The sequence below is a fragment of the Rhizobium sp. CCGE 510 genome (assembly GCF_000292525.1).
Classification (GTDB): Bacteria; Pseudomonadota; Alphaproteobacteria; order Rhizobiales; family Rhizobiaceae; genus Rhizobium.
The window spans coordinates 20,364-33,673 of sequence record NZ_AEYF01000041.1 but is presented as its reverse complement, the minus strand read 5'-3'; the positions used below and the strand labels follow the sequence as shown (position 1 = coordinate 33,673).

Sequence of the window (13,310 nt, the reverse complement as noted above, 5' to 3'; positions counted from 1 at the left end):
GCCACTGGCGCCAACCTGACAGCAGTGCTTCTATACGGGGAATCCGTGGTGATGAAGAGAAATCTCAATATCGGGTGGCTAGGAAGATTTTCCGGATTATGATGTCGCCATGACGAATCTGCTTTCCAATTCCGACGCCCGACGTGTCTTTCTTGCCAAGCAGGGTCTCAGCGCCCCACCGAACCGCGCCTTGACCAAGGCCGGCCTGTTGCAGCTCATCGGTGAGCTGGGTTTCGTCCAGGTGGACAGCATCCAGACGGTGGAGCGGGCGCATCATCAGATCCTGTTTTCCCGCAACCAGACCTACCGGCGCGAGCATCTGACGGCGCTGCTCGAAAAGGACGGCGTGCTGTTCGAGCACTGGACGCATGATGCCTCCATCCTGCCGAGCGCCTTCTTCGTCTATTGGAAACACAAGTTCCGCCATCAGGAAAAGGTCATCATCGAACGCTGGCGCAAATGGCGCGGCGAGGGTTTCGAGACGGCTTTCGAGGAGACCTATCAGCGCGTTGAGCGCGATGGCGCTATCCTCGCCCGCGACATCAAGGCAGACGGCCATGTCTCCGGCGGCTGGTGGAATTGGCATCCGAACAAGACGGCGCTCGAATATTTCTGGCACACCGGCAAGTTCGCCATCGCCGGCCGCTCGAACTTCCAGAAGATCTATGATCTCACCGAGCGCGTCATCCCGGCCGAATTCCGCGAGCCGGAGGTAAGCCGCGAGGAATTTATCGACTGGGCCTGCCGCAGCGCGCTCACCCGCCTCGGCTTCGCCACCCATGGCGAGATATCGGCCTTCTGGAACCTCGTCTCGCCCGATGAAGCCAAGGTCTGGGTGGCGGCCCATCGTGACGAGCTCACCGAAGTGCTGATCGAACCGGCGCTGGGCGGCAAACCGCGCCCATCCTGGGCATTCGCCGATTTTCTCTCGACGCTCGACGACTATCCCGGCGCACCGCCGCGCATCCGCGTGCTCAGCCCCTTCGACCCGATGATCCGCGACCGCAACCGCACCGAACGCCTGTTCGGCTTTTTCTACCGCATCGAGATTTTCGTGCCCGAACCGAAGCGCGAATATGGCTATTACGTCTTCCCGCTGCTCGAAGGCGACCGGCTGATCGGCCGCATCGACATGAAGGCCGATCGGAAGAAATCGACGCTCGATGTCCGGCGGCTCTGGCTGGAGCCGGGTGTCAAGGCTTCGGCGGGGCGGCTGGAGCGGCTGGAGGCGGAGCTCGACCGGGTGGCGCGGTTTGCGGGAGTCGAGACGGTTGTGCTTTTGGACGGGTGGCGAGGGTAGCGGAATATCCTCTGCCCGGCCCGCGCCCTCACAAGGGAGGCCGTTATAAGTGCCGGCCGAATGAAGCACCAGCTGCGGTGCGTCGCTGTGCGCCGACGGCGAGTTTGGCAACAACGCCAACCACACTCTCCGTCATCCCAGGCCTTGAGCCTGGGATCCATGCCACGACTGCCGGTGGATGCGGCGTGGATGCTCGGCTCAAGGCCGAGCATGACGGAGAGTGGGGTGCGCAGGAGAAACCCATTCACCGCAGACACCTCTGTAAACGCCATCCGCTACGAAATCAGATAGCCAGTCACGGCCTAAACTGATCTCGCTGGAGAGAAGAGGGACCTCCCCTCAGCAAATCTCCGTCTTGCTGATCTTGATCCCAAAACCTTCCAGGCCGACATAGTGCCGTTCGCGGCTGGTGAGCAGCTTGATCGAGCTGACGCCGAGGTCCTTGAGGATCTGGGCGCCGAGGCCGATTTCCAGCCATTCGCTGTCGCGCGTCTTCGCTTCGGCATGGGCTTCGCGGCCCTGGTTGCGGGCCTTGCGGCCATTGTCGTTGTGGCCGACGCCGACCGAGCCTTCGCGCAGATAGACGATGACGCCGCGGCCTTCCTCGGAAATCTTCTGCATGTAGAAATCGACCGGGCTGTTCTTGCCGAACAGATCCTCGGCGACATTCTCCGGATGCAGGCGCACCGGGATATCGACGCCGTCGCGAATATCGCCGAAGACGACAGCGAGATGCTGCATCGGGTCCCAGGGCAGGGAATAGGTATGGGCCTTGGCCTTGCCGAACGGCGTGTCGACATCAAAGCTGGTGCCGAGTTCGATCAGAGTTTCCTTGCGCTGGCGATAGGCGATGAGATCGGCGACGGAGACGAGCTTCAGCCCGTGCTGCTCGGCGAAATCGACCACCTGCGGCCCGCGGGTGACGGTGCCGTCGTCGTTAACGAGCTCGGAGATGACACCGATCGGTGGCAGGCCGGCAAGCTTGCAGAGGTCGACGGCGGCTTCCGTATGGCCTGAGCGCATCAGCACGCCGCCTTCGCGGGAAACCAGCGGGAAGATGTGGCCGGGACGGACGAAATCGGCAGCGCCGACATTCGGATTGGCAAGGTTGCGCACCGTCAGCGTCCGGTCGTCGGCGGAGATGCCGGTCGTCGTGCCGTGCTTGAAATCGACCGAGACGGTGAAAGCCGTCGTGTGGGCCGAATCGTTTTCCGCCACCATGGCATTGAGGTTGAGACGCTTGGCCTCTTCCTTCGGCATCGGCGCGCAGACGATGCCTGAGGTGTGGCGGACGATGAAGGCCATTTTTTCCGGCGTGGTATGCACGGCGGCGACGATCAGGTCGCCTTCGTTCTCGCGGTCATTGTCGTCCATGACCACGACGATCTCGCCGGCCTCGAAAGCTCGGATGGCGTCGACGACGCGCTTCTGGTCATAAGACATGGGCGAGCGCTCCTATTTCAGACGGCCGGTCTGGCCGCGGTCGCGAAGATAATGGTCGGCGATGGCGCAGGCGACCATCGCCTCGCCGATCGGCACGGCGCGGATGCCGACGCAGGGGTCGTGCCGGCCCTTGGTGCGGATATCGACATTCTTGCCGTCGGCATCGATCGACTGGCGTTCGGTCAGGATCGAGGAGGTCGGCTTGACGGCGAAACGCGCCACCACCGGCTGTCCGGTCGAGATGCCGCCGAGAATACCGCCGGCATTGTTGGAAAGGAAGATCGGCACGCCGTCATTGCCCATGCGCATCTCGTCGGCGTTGTCTTCGCCGCTGGTTTCGGCGGCGGCAAAACCATTGCCGATCTCGACGCCCTTGACGGCATTGATCGACATCAGCAGCGAGGCGATGTCCTGGTCGAGCTTGGCATAGATCGGTGCGCCGAGGCCGGCCGGCACGCCTTCGGCAACCACTTCGACGACCGCGCCGATCGACGAGCCCGTCTTGCGGATGCCGTCGAGATACTCCTCCCAGACCGGCACGATCGCGGCGTCGGGGGAGAAGAACGGGTTTTGCCCGACCTGGTCCCAGTCCCAGTTGCGGCGGTCGATCTTGTGCTTGCCGATCTGTACCAGCGCCCCGCGCACGGTGACACCAGGCACGACGAGCCGGGCGATGCCGCCGGCCGCAACCCGTGCGGCGGTCTCGCGCGCTGAGGAACGGCCGCCACCGCGATAGTCGCGAATGCCGTATTTGAGGTCATAGGTATAATCGGCATGGCCGGGGCGGTATTGCCTGGCGATCTCGCCGTAATCCTTGGAGCGCTGGTCGGTGTTTTCGATCAGCATCGAGATCGGCGTGCCGGTTGATGTCATCGTCTCGCCGTCGGCGTCGAGCATGACGCCTGACAGCACCTTTACCAGATCGTCCTCGCGCCGCTGCGTCACGAAGCGGGATTGCCCGGGCTTGCGCTTGTCGAGCCAGACCTGCAGGTCCTCGAGCGTGAAGCGCAGCCCCGGAGGGCAGCCGTCGACGACGCAGCCGAGCGCCGGACCATGGCTTTCGCCCCAGGTGGTTACGCGGAAGAGGTGACCGAATGTATTGTGCGACATGTGTTCCCACGGTGGCGCGCCAAAGCCGGTCGCGCCATTGCTTGAAAAGGCGCGACACTCATAGGCCAAAAAACCGTCGAGGCAAAAGTCTTTCTTTGCGTCAAACCGGCAGCGGCGGAAATGCTGTTTCGGTCTTCCGGCGCGACCCTCTTTCCGCAGGCAGGGCAGGGGTCAGGGGAGGGCGGTCGGCAGGCGGCGATCATGAGGCCAGCCGCCACCCCGTTCCGGTCGCCTCATTGGTGAAATCGTCGAAGGAGAGCGGCCGCGAGAAGGCATAGCCCTGCAGGATATCGCAGCCGAGGTCGCGCAGCAGTTCGGCGTGCGCCGCCGTCTCCACCCCTTCGGCCACCGTCTCGACGCCGAGCGAACGGGCAATCTCGATGATCGAACTGACCAACGCCCGCTCCTGCGAGGCATGGACGATCGGCTGCACCAGCTGGCGGTCGATCTTCAGCCGCTTCGGCTTCAGTTTCAACAGGCTGACGATCGAGGTATGGCCGGTGCCGAAATCGTCGATCTCGATATCGATGCCGAGCGCCTTGATACGCTCGAGATTGTGCGAGACCACGTCCTCACTCTCGTCGAGGAAGATCGATTCCACCAGTTCGAAAGAGATCTCGCCGGGGCGGATATGCAGATCTGCCAGCGACTCCAGCAGGCTGCCGTCATGCAGCCGCCGCGCCGAAACATTGACCGAGACCTTGGGAATGGCAATGCCGCGCGCCGTCCAGCGCATCTTGTCGCGCAGCGCCGTTTCCAGCACGATCCGGTCGAGCATCTGTACGACGTTGATCTCGTCGGCAATCCGCAGGAACTTGTCGGGCGCGAGCCACCCCTTGACCGGATGGTTCCAACGCACCAGCGCCTCCACACCGGTCAGCTCCATCGTCCGAGCCGAGAATTGCGGCTGGTACCAGGCGGTGAACTCGCAATTGTCGATGCCGGCGAGGATCTCGTCGGCGGTGCGCTTGGTATTGATGATATCGGCCTGGAGATTGTGGTTGAAGAATTCGAAGCGGTTGCGGCCCATGCTCTTGGCGCGGTAGAGCGCGATATCGGCGTTGATCAGCACCTTGCGCGCATCGACGTGAATGCCGTTGGCGAGCGCCACGCCGATCGACACACCGCAGCGGCAGGAAAAGCCCTGGAAATCGATGGGCTGGCGCATTTCCTCGATGATCCGCGTCGACAGCTGCGCCATCTCCTTGTCGCCGACGTCAAGCGCAAGGATGACGAATTCGTCGCCGCCGATACGCGCGACGATATCGCTGCCGCGGACATTCTTGGCGAGCACCTTCGAGGCATGCACCAGCATCGCATCGCCGGCGGCATGGCCGAGCGTGTCGTTGATGTCCTTGAAGCGATCGAGGTCGATGTGCAGGATCGAGAATTTCTGCCGCTGCCGGCGGCCGTCATGGGTGAGGCTTTCCAGTGCGATGTCGAGCTTGCGGCGATTGGCCAGTGCGGTCAGCGGGTCGTGCAGCGAATTGTGCTCGATCCTGTTCTTGACGAGCTCGAGCTCGATATTCTTGGCGACCGCCTCGTCCTTGGCCGCCTTCAGCCGGATCGTCATCAGCACGTCTTCGGTGGCATCGAAGGCGATGCCCATGATTTTCATCTCGCCGGTCCCCGTCTGGTGAACCTTGCCGACCGAGCGCACATAGCGCACCGAGCCGTCCTCGACGATCACCCGGCAGACGAGGGTGTGAGTATCGCCGTTCTGCTTGAAATGGCGTGCACTTTCGAGCGCCAGAGCCCGGTCCTCGGGGTGGATGCGCGAAAGCCAGATCTCCTCGGTCATGAAGCCGTTGCGCGGCGCAAGCCCGTAGAGCTCGTGCATGCGCTCGTTCCAGATCGAGCCGCCTCGGTGGGGCCGCGCTTCCCATATGCCGCATTGGTAGGAGTTGAGCGCCAGGTCGAGCCGGCTCGACAGCTCGGCGAGCTGCCCCTCGCGGCTGGAGAGCTCTTCAAGCGCCAGCTCCAACTCGGCATTCTTGACCTCGCTGGTATCCTTGGCCTTGCGCAGCATGTCGGTCGTCACCGCATCGGCGGTCACATCCCAGACGATGCCGATCGTCTTGCTGACGCCGCCGGCATCCGTATAGAAGGCGCCGACCGAGCGCAGATGCCGGATGCCGCCATCGGCAAGCAGGATGCGGTACTGCGCCGTGCAGGCGGCGCCGGCGATGCTGCAGCTGAAGAAATGCACTTCGGCAATGTCGCGGTCCTCGGGCAGGATCGCCGCCAGCCATTCGTCGAGCGCCCGGCTTCCTTCCTCGGCCGGCTTGCCGTGCAGGGCAGCGGCGCGCGCATCCCAGAGCAGGCTGCTGGAATGATCCAGCAGCTCCCAGATGCCGATGTTGGAAGATTCCAGCGCCAGATTGAGCCGCTGCGACAGTTCCTTGAGTTTCGCTTCGCGCGTCTCCAGCTCGGTGATGTTGCGATAGCGCTCGCCGAGCAGGAGTGTGGCGAAGAAGATCGGGATGATGATGATGCTGCCGGCGGCAACGACGATCAGGCGCAGCTCGGTTCGGTTTTCCGGTATCGCGTCCCAGCCGCTGTTCGGGACGACGGAGAGTTCCCACTTGCCGCCGGCAAAGCCGATCTTCTGGCGCATCGGATCCTTGCCGTCGATATCGGACGACCCGAAGAAGGGCGCTGCTGTCGCGGCCCTCGCCGGCGAGGCGATATCCCGGATGGCGATCGAAAGATGGTCGAGATGCGGATAACGTTCCCGGTTCTCACGGTCGCGCGCCGGCATCAGTCCGGTCGCCTCGTAAAACATCTGCTGGTCGATGACGAGCTCGACCGCCCCAAAGATCCGCCGCTGGCCGTTCTCCTTGGCGAAAACCGGGAAGAATATGGCAAAGCCGTCCCGGCCGTCGGTGCTGATCGGGCCATAGAAGCGCGCCGACTGATCGCCGGCCGCAGGCGTCATGGCCTGGCGTGAAAAGAGCGTTTCGCGCACGTCGCGGCCGATCCGCTCATTCCCGGATTGCGCGGGATAGACGTTGCTGACGATGAAATCGGGTGCGACGGCGATGTGAATGAAGGACGGATTCTGGATCAGCAGCCAGTTGATCTGCCGCTCGATCTCATCTCTATTTGCCGCGCTGACGGAGATCAGGTTGGTAAGGTCGCGGACGATGCTGAGGTCCATGTTGATCTCAGCCATGACCCGGGCACGGATGAGGTTGGCCTCGCTTTCGGTGCGGATATGAAGTTCGCGCACGTAAGACGCAGTATTGGCCCGGTCGAGGCCGAAACCGACCATGATGACGACAAGGGCGACAAGGGATGAAACCAGAAACGAGACGCGGGCATTCTTCAACACGCGCCGTAACTGCTTGTTGTCGCTCAGCCTGGATAACAAAATGAGACCCCCGTATTCCGAGTAACTGTAGGACGCGGGGGTTAATTTACGATTGCCCGGAGGCAATGCCGAAAAATTGTCGGAAGGAAAAAACGCGGCTAAAGCGGCATCTTGATTATATTTAAAATCCTATTCATCAATTAGGCGGGAAAAGCCATTCTTACGGGCAATTTTCGCCATATTCAGGAGGCTATCTGTGGCCAGTCAAGTTTTCGTGCAGCGCTTTAAAAGGATTGTCGCCATGCGTTTCGTCGTCGCCACGCTTTTGGCAACAGCAAGTTTCCTGTCGCCGATGAGCGGTTTTGCCGAGAGCGCCGATGTCGAGGCGACGATCAAGAAGGTCGACACCGCCAATCTCGTGCTGACGCTCGATGACGGCAAAACCTATCAGGCACCCGAGGAATTCAATTTCGACGGCCTCGAAGCCGGCGTGAAGGTCATCGTCTTCTATACCGAGGTCGACGGCAAACGCGTCATCAACGATCTCGATATCGTCAAGTAGGGCGGCTTTCTGGAGAATGGTTGGGCGAGGTTCGCGCGATGCTGCCCCTCACCCTAACCCTCTCCCCGTAAACGGGGCGAGGGGACGTGCCCTGCGAGACGCTGGTGAGGAACGGAGACGGTGTGGTATGTCCCTTCGCCCCGTTTACGGGGAGAAGGTGGCGGCAGCCGGATGAGGGGCACGCGGCGTTCGCGAATTAAGCAATATTTACAGCCAGACGATCGTCCGCTCGGCGGTTTCGATCCTGGCGATCCGGTCCTGCGGGATTGCGCCTTCGGCAGCGCTGCTCTTCGGCAGGTCGGAAATCGTCTGGAAAAGCGTGCGGATGACGCCGCCATGCGTCACGCAGACCGTCGGGCGCTCGACCGAGTGCAGCCAGGAGCCGGTGCGCCAGGAGAGAATTTCGTAGCTCTCCGCGTCGTCGCCGGGCGGGATGAAATCCCATTTCGAAGCGTTGCGTTCCGCTACCCGCTCGCGCTGTGTCGCTTTCAGTTCCTTGAGCGTCGAGCCCTCCCAGTCGCCGAAGGAAATCTCCACGAGCCTCGGATCGGTGCGATAGGCAAGCGGCGGCAGGCCCATGGCGGCGCGCATGATTTCCATCGTCTGGCGTGTGCGCTGAAGCGGGCTGGCGACGAAATCGAATTCAACGACGGTGTCGCCGAGAATATCGGCAAGCGTGATGCCGTTTTGCCGGGCCTGTTCCAGGCCCGTGGCATTCATCGGGATATCCTTCTGGCCCTGCAGGCGGCGCTCGGCATTCCAGGCGGTCTGGCCGTGTCTGATCACATAGATAAGCACGGTCTCGGCTCCGTTAGAGCAATTCCGGCGCAAGCGCGCAGCGGGTCTGCGTCCGGAATTGCGTAAAAACAGAAAGAGTGGGCATTGCCGTCACGCGAAATTCTCTAGTCCTTGATGACGGAAATGTCTGGCGCGTCGACAGCCTTCATGCCGATGACATGATAGCCGCTATCGGCATGGTGTATTTCGCCGGTGACGGAACGCGACAGGTCCGACAGGAGATAGAGGCCGACATCGCCGACTTCCTCGATGGTGACGGTACGGCGCAGCGGCGCGTTGTATTCGTTCCACTTCAGAATGTAGCGGAAATCGCCGATGCCGGAGGCGGCAAGCGTCTTGATCGGTCCGGCAGAGACGGCGTTGACGCGGATGTTCTGCGGTCCGAGGTCGACGGCCAGATACTTGACGCTCGCTTCGAGCGCGGCCTTGGCAACACCCATGACGTTATAGTTCGGCATCACCTTTTCGGCGCCGTAATAGGTCAGCGTCAGCATGGCGCCGCCATCCGTCATCAGCTTCTCGGCGCGGCGTGCGACCGACGTGAAGGAATAGACGGAGATCTGCATCGTCTTGGCGAAGTTGTCGGCCGAGGTGTCGACGTAGCGGCCGGTCAGCTCGTCCTTGTCGGAGAAGCCGATCGCATGCACGAGGAAATCGATCTTGCCCCAGAGCTTTTCGACGTTTTCGAAAACAGCGTCGATCGTGGCTTCGTCGGCAACGTCACAGTGGCCGACCAGCGTCGCGCCGATTTCGGCGGCGAGCGGCTCGACGCGCTTCTTCAGCGCATCGCCCTGGTAGGTGAGCGCGACTTCTCCGCCCTGCGCATGAATGGCCTTGGCAATACCCCACGCAATCGAGCGATTGTTGGCGACACCCATGATGACGCCGCGTTTGCCTGCCATGAGGCCGGATGCTTGAGCCATATTTCGCTCCCTAGGAATTCTAATTGATCCTGCCTATGGCATAGGCCGCTAATCGGTTCAAGCTTGGCCTGGATCATCAACTGTTAGGTATCGTAACAAAGGGTGCGAAAGTCATAAATATTTCACAGGAACAGGCCTTCGCGCATGCTCCGCATCAGATCGGTGACTTTGTCGTCGGGTTTTTCCCACAGGATAATGCGCAATTCGACGACGAGATCGCCTCTGCCGCCTTCTTCGCGGGGCAGTCCCTGGCCGGGGATGCTGATCGTCTTGTCCGAGCCCGACCATGCGGGCACCGTAATGTTGAGCGGCCCGCTTGGGCCCTCGATGCGCGCCTCGGTGCCGAGAACGGCATTTTCGATGCTGAGCGGCAGCACGGCATGCAGATCGAAACCATCGACCGTGAAGCGCGGATCGGGGGCGATGCGAATGTTGATGACGGCATCGCCGCGCTGCATGCCCGGCAGCTTGAAGCCCTGTCCCTTGAGCCGCAGCTCGTAACCGTCGGTCGTGCCTGCCGGCAATGCGAAGCCGATCTCGCGGCCTTCCGGCAGTGAGGCGGTGATCCAGCCGCTCTTCAAGACGTCGTCGATCGAAACCGTCGCCGTCGCCACCTCATCCGGTGCTTTTTCCAGGCCGGTATCCTTGGCGCCGGTAAAGCGGCGCACCAGGGAGGTCAGGATGCTGAGCGGCAGCGGCAGGTTGGCAGCTGCATTGGCTGCAATCTCACTTGTTTCCTCGTCGGCCTTGCTGTCGGTATCGGCGGCGTCGCCATCGACGCGCCTGCCGGTCTCGCCCGTCTGCTGGTTCTGGGCCTGCTGGTTCTGGGTCTGTTGGTTTTGGGCCTGCGGGTTTTGGGTCTGCTGGTATTGAGCCTGCTGATATTGTGCCTGTTGCGCGCGACCTTGCGCCTGGCCGCCAGCGGCACGGGCCTGGGCGCCGAAAATGCGCTCGACCATTTCGTCGGCGGGCTCAGCGGATCCTGCCTGTTGTCTGGAGCCCTCGGCAGCCGCCTTCTGGGCGGCGCGCGCAAGCTCTTCCATTACCCGCTCGGCATTGGCCTTCGCCGCCTTGGCGCGCACGGCAGCCTCGCGCGCTGCCTGGCGCTGCTGCATGATCGTCTGTTCGTTTTTCTTGGCTTCCGCCATCCGCACGGCAGTGTCGAACAGGCTGCGTTTGCGCGGATCCTTCAGCGTTTCATAGGCGCGGCCGATCTCGGCGAACCGGGCGGTTGCCGTCGGGTCGCTCTGATTGTGGTCGGGATGGGCTGATTTGGCCATATTGCGCCAAGCCGCCTTGATCTCGTCTGCTGCCGCGTCGCGCCTGACGCCCAGAATTTTATAAGGATCGCGCATGTCAAAACCGCCGATGTTGCGATGCGGGAAGCCACGTCCTTGCCCAGCATCCCGAAATTCCAATAGTAAAAGCTCAATATCAACTCGGAACGCGCCATCCCGCCGCAAAGGCAGGGACAACCCCTCTCAACGCTGATCGTGCGTCGGAGTTGCTAATCACTTCTTATTTCTGGGGAGAGATGTGCGATGTTTTGCAGCGAATGGTTAGCTCTTTGCTAAGCATGCGGCAGAAAGCCGTCAGGCGTTAACCTGTTGGCGAGCCGGATCAACTTTCTGGCTGGAAACTCAAAAGCTGCCAGTTGCCGCCGCCGACAAGGCAGGTCTTGCCGTAGAATTTGGCGATCCCGACATAGGAATGCCGCGTGGTGCGGAATTGGCGGCAGACCTGGCCTGATTCGTTGTTCTCGACGATCGTATCGATGACGCCGGCACTGCCGGTCGATGCGTTCGCCCAGGGAAGCGGTTGGCCCTCGAGCCTTTGCACATCGGCCGAGGTCACGGCATTGCGCACGGTCATCTCGTCGGAGAGCGTATCGGTGCTCGGCGGCGTCTGCGGCACGGTGCCGGTTGCCACCGACCTGTCGACCTTGGCTTCGCTGAGAAAATCCATGCCGCCTGCAAGGCAGCCGGAAAGCGAAAGCATTGCAACGCCGATGACGAAGAACACGCTGCTGCGTCGCCGCAGGCCCTTTGTATGGCGATATGACTTTGCTATGACTTCCACCCTGCATCCTGTCCAGTTATCGAAAGCTGGGCGAGTTTTGAATAATCCGGGGCATTTGAACCAATATGTCGGCAAACGAGTTAACAAGCGGTGACTTTACCGAAAGTGGCGAGCCCTTCAAGCTCTTTGCCGAATGGCTTGGAGAAGCGGAAAGTTCCGAACCCAACGACCCGAACGCCGTGGCGCTGGCGACGGTCGATGAGGATGGTCTTCCCAATGTCCGCATGGTTCTCCTGAAGGGATTCGATGACGACGGTTTCGTCTTCTACACCAATTTCGAGAGTCAGAAAGGCCGTGAAATTCTGGGCCAGAAAAAGGCGGCCATGTGCTTTCACTGGAAAAGCCTGCGTCGCCAGGTCAGGCTGCGTGGCCCGGTCGAGATCGTCACCGATGCCGAAGCCGACGCCTATTTCAAGACGCGGGCGCGCGGCAGCCGCATCGGTGCCTGGGCCTCGAAACAATCCCGCCCGCTGGAAAGCCGCTTCGCGCTGGAGAAGGCCGTGGCCGAATATACCGCGCGTTACGCCATCGGCGATATTCCCCGCCCCGCCCACTGGTCTGGCTTCCGCATCCGGCCGACCTCGATCGAATTCTGGAAGGACCAGAACTTCCGCCTGCATGACCGGGTCGAATTTCGCCGGCCCTTGCCGGAAGGCGCATGGGACAAGGTCAGGATGTATCCGTAAGCGGCCCTATTTTCCCATCAGCTTCAGCGGAATGCCAGAGGCAAGGGCTGAGACGTAGCGTCGCTTCTGGTAGAAGCCGTTCAGCGAAATGCGCGAGAGATAGGCGGTTTGCCGCGTGACCGGCAGGCCCGGCTGGGTGGTGACCGCAGCCTGAAAGCCGAGATTGCGGGCAATCGCCGCCTCGCGGCCGGTCGCCGCCACCGGTGTGCCGTAGGGATAGGCGATCGTCACGGGACGGATGCCGGTCACCGCCTCGACGTAATCGGCCGAAACCTGCATCTCGATCCGCGCTTCGGCTTCCGGCAGCCGGGCCAGCGCCCGATGGCTGATCGTATGGGCGCCGAGTGTTGCGAGCGGATGGGTCGCCAGCCATTGCAACTGGCCGGGCTCCATCACCAGCTCGCGGGTGATGTCGGTCGGCTCGATGCCGTTTTCCCGCGCCAGAATGTCGATTGCAGCAATGGCACGCGCCTCGTCGGAGCGGTGGACATAAGCGGCGAAGCGGTCGAAGGCATCCCATTGTTGCTGCGGATTGTCGAGCGCCAGGCGCTCGCTGCCGCCACCGAAATCGAAGCGGATTTCCCCAGCCCGGCGCAGGAGGACGGCAAGCGTCTCCCACCAGATACTGTGCGAGCCCTCGGCAAAACCCTGGGCGACGAACACCGTAAACGGCGCCCGGTGCTGTTCGAACACCGGCAGCGCATGCTCCAGATTGTTGATATAGCCGTCGTCGAGGGTGAAGGCTGCAAACGGCTTCCCACCCTCGGGCTCCGCCAGCAGCGCCGGCACTTGGTCGAGCGGCACGAAGCGATAGCCCTCCCGCCTCAGGCGCCGCAGCGCCGTATCGAGAAATTGCGGGGTGATTTCGAGATGTGCGTTCGGCTCGAAAGCCTCCGGCACGTGCGGGCGGACGTGATGCAGCGTGAAGATGACGCCGCGTCCGCGCGCTTCGCGCATCAGGCCGGCGGCCGCGAGAAGCCAGGAAAGCTCGAGCCCGGCGCCGATCGCTGCGCGTTTCGCCAGTCGTTTCAATTTCCCGGTCATGCGGCGCCTGTCCTCAACATTTGCGGGAAAGTAGCAAGCGCGGCTTAAGCCT

The 13,310-nt window shown here is 62.0% G+C and carries 11 protein-coding genes; 3 read left to right on the top strand and 8 right to left on the bottom strand.

The features are described from left to right. Positions 1–109: 109 nt before the first annotated feature. A complete protein-coding gene (locus tag RCCGE510_RS19740) occupies positions 110–1,300 on the top strand; it encodes a winged helix-turn-helix domain-containing protein (protein ID WP_007632855.1) in 1,191 nt (396 codons plus the stop codon). 339 nt (positions 1,301–1,639) lie between these two features. Here the strand turns inward: RCCGE510_RS19740 and ribB are convergent, their stop codons facing one another. The 3 genes from ribB to RCCGE510_RS19725 all read right to left on the bottom strand — a co-directional run bounded on the left by ribB (position 1,640) and on the right by RCCGE510_RS19725 (position 7,226). Continuing rightward, entirely contained in the window at positions 1,640–2,743 is a 1,104-nt protein-coding gene (gene ribB, locus RCCGE510_RS19735) for a 3,4-dihydroxy-2-butanone-4-phosphate synthase (protein WP_007632854.1), read from the bottom strand. A 12-nt stretch (positions 2,744–2,755) separates the two neighbouring features. Next, positions 2,756–3,853, bottom strand: a complete 1,098-nt coding sequence (aroC, locus tag RCCGE510_RS19730) for a chorismate synthase (protein ID WP_007632853.1) — start codon at positions 3,851–3,853, stop codon at positions 2,756–2,758. Between the two features lie 199 nt (positions 3,854–4,052). Beyond that, positions 4,053–7,226, bottom strand: a complete 3,174-nt coding sequence (locus tag RCCGE510_RS19725; RefSeq protein ID WP_037079277.1) for an EAL domain-containing protein — start codon at positions 7,224–7,226, stop codon at positions 4,053–4,055. 241 nt (positions 7,227–7,467) lie between these two features. On the opposite strand from RCCGE510_RS19725, the gene RCCGE510_RS19720 reads away from it, so the two are divergent. Beyond that, on the top strand, positions 7,468–7,728 hold the full coding sequence (locus tag RCCGE510_RS19720; RefSeq protein WP_003569889.1) for a DUF1344 domain-containing protein: 261 nt from the start codon (positions 7,468–7,470) through the stop codon (positions 7,726–7,728). Between the two features lie 207 nt (positions 7,729–7,935). Here RCCGE510_RS19720 and RCCGE510_RS19715 read toward each other — a convergent pair whose 3' ends face one another. The 4 genes from RCCGE510_RS19715 to RCCGE510_RS19700 all read right to left on the bottom strand — a co-directional run bounded on the left by RCCGE510_RS19715 (position 7,936) and on the right by RCCGE510_RS19700 (position 11,528). After that, positions 7,936–8,526 carry a histidine phosphatase family protein gene (locus RCCGE510_RS19715; protein WP_007632842.1) on the bottom strand — a complete coding sequence of 197 codons (591 nt, stop codon included), beginning with the start codon at positions 8,524–8,526 and terminating at the stop codon, positions 7,936–7,938. 104 nt (positions 8,527–8,630) lie between these two features. Beyond that, on the bottom strand, positions 8,631–9,449 hold the full coding sequence (fabI, locus tag RCCGE510_RS19710) for an enoyl-ACP reductase FabI (RefSeq protein WP_007632841.1): 819 nt from the start codon (positions 9,447–9,449) through the stop codon (positions 8,631–8,633). A 122-nt stretch (positions 9,450–9,571) separates the two neighbouring features. Next, the gene (locus RCCGE510_RS19705) at positions 9,572–10,804 is read right to left on the bottom strand and encodes a DnaJ C-terminal domain-containing protein (RefSeq protein ID WP_007632839.1); all 1,233 of its coding nucleotides are present in this window, start codon (positions 10,802–10,804) and stop codon (positions 9,572–9,574) included. 265 nt (positions 10,805–11,069) lie between these two features. Further along, positions 11,070–11,528 (bottom strand): RT0821/Lpp0805 family surface protein, encoded by a 459-nt coding sequence (locus RCCGE510_RS19700; RefSeq protein WP_037079276.1) that lies wholly within the window; start codon positions 11,526–11,528, stop codon positions 11,070–11,072. Positions 11,529–11,593: 65 nt separating this feature from the next. Here RCCGE510_RS19700 and pdxH point away from each other — a divergent pair, with 65 nt between their 5' ends. Then, positions 11,594–12,214 (top strand): pyridoxamine 5'-phosphate oxidase, encoded by a 621-nt coding sequence (gene pdxH / locus RCCGE510_RS19695; protein ID WP_007632834.1) that lies wholly within the window; start codon positions 11,594–11,596, stop codon positions 12,212–12,214. 6 nt (positions 12,215–12,220) lie between these two features. Here pdxH and RCCGE510_RS19690 read toward each other — a convergent pair whose 3' ends face one another. Further along, positions 12,221–13,258 (bottom strand): polysaccharide deacetylase family protein, encoded by a 1,038-nt coding sequence (locus tag RCCGE510_RS19690; RefSeq protein WP_007632832.1) that lies wholly within the window; start codon positions 13,256–13,258, stop codon positions 12,221–12,223. Positions 13,259–13,310 lie beyond the last annotated feature (52 nt).

What these genes read in the sequence shown, in the direction of transcription:
- RCCGE510_RS19740 (WP_007632855.1), top strand. Translation starts at nt 110, where the DNA reads ATGACGAATCTGCTTTCCAATTCCGACGCCCGACGTGTCTTTCTTGCC.
- ribB (WP_007632854.1), bottom strand. Translation starts at nt 2,743, where the DNA reads ATGTCTTATGACCAGAAGCGCGTCGTCGACGCCATCCGAGCTTTCGAG.
- aroC (WP_007632853.1), bottom strand. Translation starts at nt 3,853, where the DNA reads ATGTCGCACAATACATTCGGTCACCTCTTCCGCGTAACCACCTGGGGC.
- RCCGE510_RS19720 (WP_003569889.1), top strand. Translation starts at nt 7,468, where the DNA reads ATGCGTTTCGTCGTCGCCACGCTTTTGGCAACAGCAAGTTTCCTGTCG.
- fabI (WP_007632841.1), bottom strand. Translation starts at nt 9,449, where the DNA reads ATGGCTCAAGCATCCGGCCTCATGGCAGGCAAACGCGGCGTCATCATG.
- RCCGE510_RS19705 (WP_007632839.1), bottom strand. Translation starts at nt 10,804, where the DNA reads ATGCGCGATCCTTATAAAATTCTGGGCGTCAGGCGCGACGCGGCAGCA.
- pdxH (WP_007632834.1), top strand. Translation starts at nt 11,594, where the DNA reads ATGTCGGCAAACGAGTTAACAAGCGGTGACTTTACCGAAAGTGGCGAG.
- RCCGE510_RS19690 (WP_007632832.1), bottom strand. Translation starts at nt 13,258, where the DNA reads ATGACCGGGAAATTGAAACGACTGGCGAAACGCGCAGCGATCGGCGCC.